Annotated in this window: 6 protein-coding genes; 5 read left to right on the top strand and 1 reads right to left on the bottom strand. The window is 64.6% G+C overall.

Annotated features, from left to right (window positions below; all coding sequences use genetic code 11):
- Positions 1–284: 284 nt before the first annotated feature.
- Positions 285–1550, bottom strand: coding sequence for an adenosylmethionine--8-amino-7-oxononanoate transaminase (gene bioA / locus JKV55_RS03735; protein ID WP_202082407.1), 1266 nt, complete (start codon positions 1548–1550; stop codon positions 285–287).
- A gap of 108 nt (positions 1551–1658) precedes the next feature.
- On the opposite strand from bioA, the gene bioB reads away from it, so the two are divergent.
- The 5 genes from bioB (at position 1659) to htpX (ending at position 6501) form a co-directional block, all read left to right on the top strand.
- Entirely contained in the window at positions 1659–2690 is a 1032-nt protein-coding gene (bioB, locus tag JKV55_RS03730; RefSeq protein WP_202082406.1) for a biotin synthase BioB, read from the top strand.
- A gap of 270 nt (positions 2691–2960) precedes the next feature.
- Entirely contained in the window at positions 2961–4112 is a 1152-nt protein-coding gene (bioF, locus tag JKV55_RS03725; RefSeq protein ID WP_202082405.1) for an 8-amino-7-oxononanoate synthase, read from the top strand.
- Complete coding sequence (gene bioC / locus JKV55_RS03720; protein WP_237332650.1) at positions 4109–4867, top strand: malonyl-ACP O-methyltransferase BioC; 759 nt, start codon at positions 4109–4111, stop codon at positions 4865–4867. The genes bioF and bioC overlap by 4 nt, the downstream gene beginning before the upstream one ends.
- Positions 4860–5543, top strand: a complete 684-nt coding sequence (gene bioD, locus JKV55_RS03715) for a dethiobiotin synthase (protein WP_202082404.1) — start codon at positions 4860–4862, stop codon at positions 5541–5543. The genes bioC and bioD overlap by 8 nt, the downstream gene beginning before the upstream one ends.
- An 85-nt stretch (positions 5544–5628) precedes the next feature.
- The gene (gene htpX, locus JKV55_RS03710; protein WP_202082403.1) at positions 5629–6501 is read left to right on the top strand and encodes a protease HtpX; all 873 of its coding nucleotides are present in this window, start codon (positions 5629–5631) and stop codon (positions 6499–6501) included.
- Positions 6502–6575: the final 74 nt, after the last annotated feature.

Raw genomic sequence — 6575 nt, 5'->3', positions numbered from 1 at the left:
ATGGGCCTGCATGCAGACTGAAACGGCGTTCGATTCCGCTTTGCTGTTCAGTGAAGAGCACATGAAATCTTGATTTTAAACAGAGTATCTACGGCCAACCCGGCGTCCGTCGTAGGGTCGAATTTATTCGACCAAACCCCGGCGCCGTGGCCGGGTAGTCCATTGAAATGGACCCTTGTTAGAAATACCGGCGAGCCGCCTGCGCTCCGGGGAATGGCGTGCGCCTTAAATGCCGGAGTATTGCACCTATTTTAGTGGACCACCTCCCAGCGGTGCGCCGGCACCTACTGCCCGGCGATGACCTTCATGGCGCTGGTCAGCCGGCTGAGCTCGTCGGGTTTTATGATGTAGGGCGGCATAACGTAGAACAGCTTGCCGAAGGGGCGGATCCACACGCCCAGCTCCACCAGTTGCTTTTGCACCTCGGCGACGTTGAGGGAGTCTTTCATCTCGATCACGCCGATGGCGCCCAGCACCCGCACCTCCGCCACCCGGGGTAGCTCCCGCGCCGGTGCCAGTTCGCGTTTGAGCTGGGCTTCGATGGCCTGGATGCGCTCTTGCCAGGGGGAGGCGAGCAGCAGTTCCAGGCTTGCCAGGGCCACGGCGCAGGCCAGGGGATTGGCCATAAAGGTGGGGCCATGCATCAGCACCCCGGCCGGGCCGTTGCAGATGGTGTCGGCCACCGCTTGCGTGGTGATGGTGGCCGCCATGGTCATGTAGCCGCCGGTGAGCGCCTTGCCGATGCACATGATGTCCGGCCTGATGCCGGCCCACTCGCAGGCGAACAGCTTGCCGGTGCGGCCGAAGCCGGTGGCGATTTCGTCGGCGATCAGCAGCACCTCGTAACGGTCGCACAGCTCCCGCGCGCCTTTCAGATAATCCGGATGATAGAAGCGCATGCCGCCGGCGCCCTGTACCACCGGCTCCAGGATAAGGGCCGCCAGCTCCCGGTGGTGTTCGGCCAGCACCGCTTCCAGCGCCTGCAGATCGGCCGGATCCGGCTCGCCGTCGAAGGGGCTTTGGGGGGTGGGCACGAAAATATGTTCCGGCAAAAAGCCCTTGTACAGGCTGTGCATGCCGCCGTTGGGGTCGCACACGCTCATGGCGCCGAAGGTGTCGCCGTGGTAGCCGCGGCTGAGCGCGGCGAAGCGGGTTTTGGGCGTGCCCCGGCCGTGCCAGTACTGGATGGCCATTTTCAGCGCCACCTCCACCGACACCGAGCCCGAGTCCGCCAGGAAGAAGCGATCCAGCCCCGCCGGCAGCACCTGGCCCAGCGCCCGGCACAGTTGGATGGCGGGATCGTGGGTGAGGCCGCCGAACATCACATGGGACATCTTCGCCAGCTGCCCGGTGGCGGCGGCGTTCAGCTCCGGCACATTGTAGCCGTGCAGGCAGGCCCACCAGGACGACATGCCGTCTATCAGCTTGCGGCCGTCCGCCAGCTCCAGGTAAACGCCGCCGGCGCGCTCGACCCGGTAACAGGGCAGGGGTTGGGTGAGGGAGGTGTAGGGGTGCCAGAGGTGGTGCAGATCGAATTCTTGATTGGTCATAATTTAGTCAAATGTAAACTTGTTATGATCTTGATGGTTGACAGGCTAGCATCCGTCCTTACACTAGCCAAGCAAAACACCTCTTGAATTTAAGGATATAGGGTGACCATGAGCCGCCAGAACTGGACCCGCGAGCAGGTGCTCGCCTTGTTTGAACGCCCCTTCTTCGATCTGTTGTTTGAAGCCCAGCAGGTGCACCGAGCCCACTTCGACCCCAACGAGGTGCAGGTGAGCACCCTGCTCTCCATCAAGACCGGCGCCTGCCCGGAAGACTGCAAATACTGCCCCCAGAGCGCCCGTTACCACACCGGGCTGGAAACCGAGCGGCTGATGGAAGTGGAAAAGGTGCTGGAACGGGCGCGGGAGGCCAAGGCCAACGGCTCCAGCCGCTTCTGCATGGGCGCCGCCTGGCGCAACCCCAAGGAGCGGGACATGCCCTACCTGCTGAAGATGGTGCAGGAGGTGAAGTCGCTGGGGATGGAAACCTGCATGACCCTGGGCATGCTGGATTCTTCCCAGGCCGACCGCCTGGCCGAGGCGGGGCTGGACTACTACAACCACAACCTGGACACCAGCCCGGAATTTTACGGCGACATCATCACCACCCGCACCTATGCCGACCGGCTCAACACCCTGGAAAACGTGCGCGGCGCCGGCATGAAGGTGTGCTCCGGCGGCATCGTCGGCCTGGGTGAAAGCCCGGAAGACCGCGCCGGCCTGCTGCTGGCCCTGGCCAACCTGCCGCGCCAGCCCGAAAGCGTGCCCATCAACATGCTGGTGAAGGTAAAAGGCACCCCGCTCGAAAACCAGGAAGACCTGGACGACTTCGACTTTATCCGCACCATCGCCGTGGCCCGCATCCTGATGCCCCAAAGCCATGTGCGCCTGTCCGCCGGGCGGGAAAAGATGAACGATCAGATGCAGGCCCTGTGCTTTATGGCCGGCGCCAACTCCATCTTCTACGGCTGCAAGCTGCTTACCACCCCCAACCCGGACGAGAACAGCGACATGCAGCTGTTCAAACGCCTGGGGCTGCGCCCCAGCGGCGTGAGCCAGAAACCGGACGAGATGACCGAAATCGAACTGCACGAGCAACTGGCCGCCCAGAGCGCGCCCAAGCCGCTGTATTACGAAGCGTAAAAGACAGCTGGAAGCCAGAAGCCGGAAGCTTGAAGCCGTTGCCGGGGCGATGATACAGGCTGCGGGTGTGAGTGGACTCCCGCCTGCGCGGGAGTGACGGGATATGGGACCGCCCCTGTGTTTTGTGTGTCGCCCCTGTGGCTTGCCCGTGACTCCTGCGCTTTGCCGTCACCTCGGCGTCTTTTCAGTCATCCCCGCGAAGGCGGGGATCCAGGGGCTGACGGCTCTATGTAAAGCGGGTTTTATTTCGGTATTTTTTAGGAGAGCCGCATGCCCTTTCACTTAAGCCTGGCCGGCCGCGAAGCGGCGGGGCTGAAACGCAGCCTGCCCCTTATCGACAAGGTGGCGGGCCGGCTGCTGTGGTCCGCCGGCCGCGCTTACCTCAACTTTGCCGGCAACGACTACCTGGGCTTAAGCCAGGCGCCGGAATTGCGTGAGGCCGCCGACCGGGCGGCGCGGGAATTCGGCGCGGGCGCCGTGGCCTCGCCGCTGGTGGTGGGGCACCAGGCCGTGCACCGGGAGCTGGAGGCGGAGCTGTGCGACTGGCTGGGGCTGGAGGCGGTGCTGCTGTTCAGCTCCGGGTTTTCCGCCAACCAGGCGGTGATCAAAGCCCTGCTCGGCAAGGAGCACCTGCTGTGGCAGGACCGGCTCAACCACGCCTCTTTGCAGGAGGCGGGCCTGCTCAGCCCGGCGCGCATGCTGCGCTTTGCCCACAACGACATGGCCGCGCTGGAGGCCAGGCTCAAGCCGGAAGCGGGCCTTATCGTCTCCGAAGGGGTGTTCAGCATGGACGGCGATCTGGGCGACTGGCCGGGGCTGGCGCGCCTGGCCGGGCAGAGCGGCAACTGGCTGATGATAGACGACGCCCACGGCCTGGGCGTGCTCGGCCGGGAGGGCAGGGGCACCCTGGATGAGCTGGGGGTGGCGCCGGAACAGGTGCAGATCTTTATGGGCACCTTCGGCAAGGCGCTGGGGGTAAGCGGCGCCTTTGTCGGCGGCAGCCGCGCGCTGGTGGACTACCTGCTCAATTTTGGCCGCGGCTATGTGTACAGCACCCACCTGCCGCCACCCCAGGCCGCCGCCGTGCTGGCCGCCGTCCGCCTGGCGCGCCGGGCCGACGACCGGCGTGCGCAGTTGAACCAGCTGGTGCGGCAGTTCCGCGCCGGTGTGCAAGCCTTGCCGTTCGAACTGCTGCCCTCCGCCACCGCCATCCAGCCCCTGGTGATCGGCGACGAGGCCCGCACCCTGGCCCTGGCGGCGCGGCTGAAGGAACGCGGCATCTGGGTGGGCGCCATCCGCCCGCCCACGGTGCCGGTGGGCGGCGCCCGGCTGCGCATTACCCTGAGCGCCGCCCACACCCAGGAGGACATCGGGGCCCTGCTCAAGGCCCTGGCCGAGGCCGCCGAGGGAGAACACCCATGATAGAGCTTATCGACAAGCAGAAAGTGGCCGAAGCCTTCGGCCGGGCCGCCCACAGTTACGAGCGGCACAACGAGCTGCAGCGCCGCAGCGGCGAGGATCTGCTGGCCCTGCTGCCGGCCCGCGCCGGCACCGGCCTGGATCTGGGCTGCGGCAGCGGCTGGTTCCTGCCCGCGCTTAAGCAACGGGCCGAGCGGCTGCTGGCGCTGGATCTGTCGCCGGCCATGCTGCAACAGGCGGCGGCCAAGGCACAAGTGGAGCCCATCTGCGCCGACATGGACCGGCCGCCGCTGCCCGAACGCAGCCTGGACTTTATCTTCGCCAACCTCTGCCTGCAGTGGAGTGCCGATCCGGCCGCCTGGCTCGCCCAGTGGAGCGCCCGGCTCAAGCCCGGCGGCGTGATGGTGTTTTCCACCCTGCTGGCGGGCAGCCTGCACGAGCTGGAAGCCGCCTGGCAACAGGTGGACAATCATGCCCATATCAACCGCTTTATCGAGCAGGAACGGCTGGCGGCCCACCTGGCCGCCACCGGCCGGCGCTGGCGCCTGGAGCGGGCCGATATCCGCCTGGCCTATCCCGAGCTGAAGGGGCTGCTGCTGGATCTGAAAGGCATCGGCGCCAACCGCATCAACGGCAATCGCCGCCCCGGCCTGCTCGGCAAAGAGGCCTGGCAGCGACTCAATCTGGCCTATGCTAAAGACCGGCAAGGACAATCTGTGGCCAGCTATCACCTGGCCTATGGAGTGATTTATGGCTAAGACGTTTTTTGTGACCGGCACCGACACCGAGGTGGGCAAGACCTTCGTGACCCGTGCCCTGATGCGGGCGGCCAGGCAGGCCGGCAAAAAGGTGCTGGGCTACAAGCCGGTGGCCTCCGGCTGCGACTGGGTGGACGGCCAGCTCAAGAACAGCGATGCCCTGGGGCTGCAGGCCGAGTCCAGCATTCCGCTGCCCTACGCCATGCACAACCCCTATGCCTTCGCCCCGGCCATCGCCCCCCATATCGCCGCGCGGGAGGCCAGTGAACTCATCAGCATTGCCCGCATCGGCGAGGGCCTGGCCCGGTTGAAGGAAACCGCCGCCGACTGGATTTTTGCGGAAGGGGCGGGGGGCTGGCGGCTGCCGCTGGACGAGCGGCACTTCCTGTCGGACTGGGTGAAGAAGGAGCACCTGCCGGTGATCCTGGTGGTGGGCGCCCGGCTGGGCTGCATCAACCACGCCCTGCTCACCCTGGAGGCCATCCGCCACGACGGCCTGGTGGTGGCCGGCTGGGTGCTGAACCGGGTGGATCCGCACATGAGCCACTACCGGGATAACGCCAATACCCTTAAGCAATTGATTTCCGCGCCCTTGTTGGGTGAAATACCCTGGCTGGAAGAAGACGGGGCCGAGGGCGCCGACGGCTTTATCGATCTGTCGCCCTTATTGAAATAGGTTGAAATAATTCGCCGGTCTTGTCTTGAAATTTGCTTATTCGGACATATTATGTCGACAGACTTCTTTGTTTAAGGAAAACCCTATGAAACGCATTCTGCTGTTTATTGCCACCAACCTGGCCGTGGTAGTGGTGCTGGGGGTGGTGCTGAACATCCTCTTCTCCGTACTGGGCATTGATCGCAGCAGCATCGGCGGGTTGCTGGTGTTCTGTGCCGTGTTCGGCTTTGGCGGTGCCACCATCTCCCTGTTTATGTCCAAGTGGATGGCCAAGCGTGCCTACGGGGTGCAGGTGATCACCCAGCCCCGCAACGAAATGGAACACTGGCTGGTGAGCACCGTCGCCCGCCAGGCCCAGCAGGCCGGCATCGGCATGCCCGAGGTGGGGGTTTACAACTCGCCCGACATGAACGCCTTCGCCACCGGCGCCCGCCGTAACGATTCTTTGGTGGCGGTGTCTTCCGGCCTGATGTACAGCATGAGCCGGGACGAGGCCGAAGCCGTGCTGGCCCACGAGGTAAGCCACATCGCCAACGGCGACATGGTGACCCTGACCCTGATCCAGGGCGTGGTGAACACCTTCGTGATGTTTTTCGCCCGCATCGTGGCCAACATCATCAGTAGCTTCCTCAGCCGCGGCGACGAAGAAGGCGGCGGCCTGGGCGGCCTGGCCTACTTCGGGGTGGTGATAGTGCTGGAAATCCTCTTCGGCATCTTGGCCTCCATCATCGTGATGTGGTTCAGCCGCCAGCGCGAATACCGCGCCGACGAAGGCGCCGCCCGCATGGTGGGCAAAGAGAAGATGATCGCCGCCCTCGAGCGCCTGCGCCGCGGCCCGGAAACCGAGCTGGAAGGCTCGCTCGCCGCCTTCGGCATCAACGGCAAGCGCCACAGCGAGCTGTTTATGAGCCACCCGCCCATCGAAAAACGCATCCAGAGCCTGCGCGAACTGCGTTAATCCTCTTGTAGTTTGGTCTCTGTTTACCCCGGCCTGGCCGGGGTTTTTTTATGTCCGGGATCAATAAACGGTGG

It is taken from the genome of Zobellella iuensis, from assembly GCF_016746085.1.
Lineage (GTDB): Bacteria > Pseudomonadota > Gammaproteobacteria > Enterobacterales > Aeromonadaceae > Oceanimonas > Oceanimonas iuensis.
This window is presented reverse-complemented; position numbering and strand designations above follow the sequence as displayed.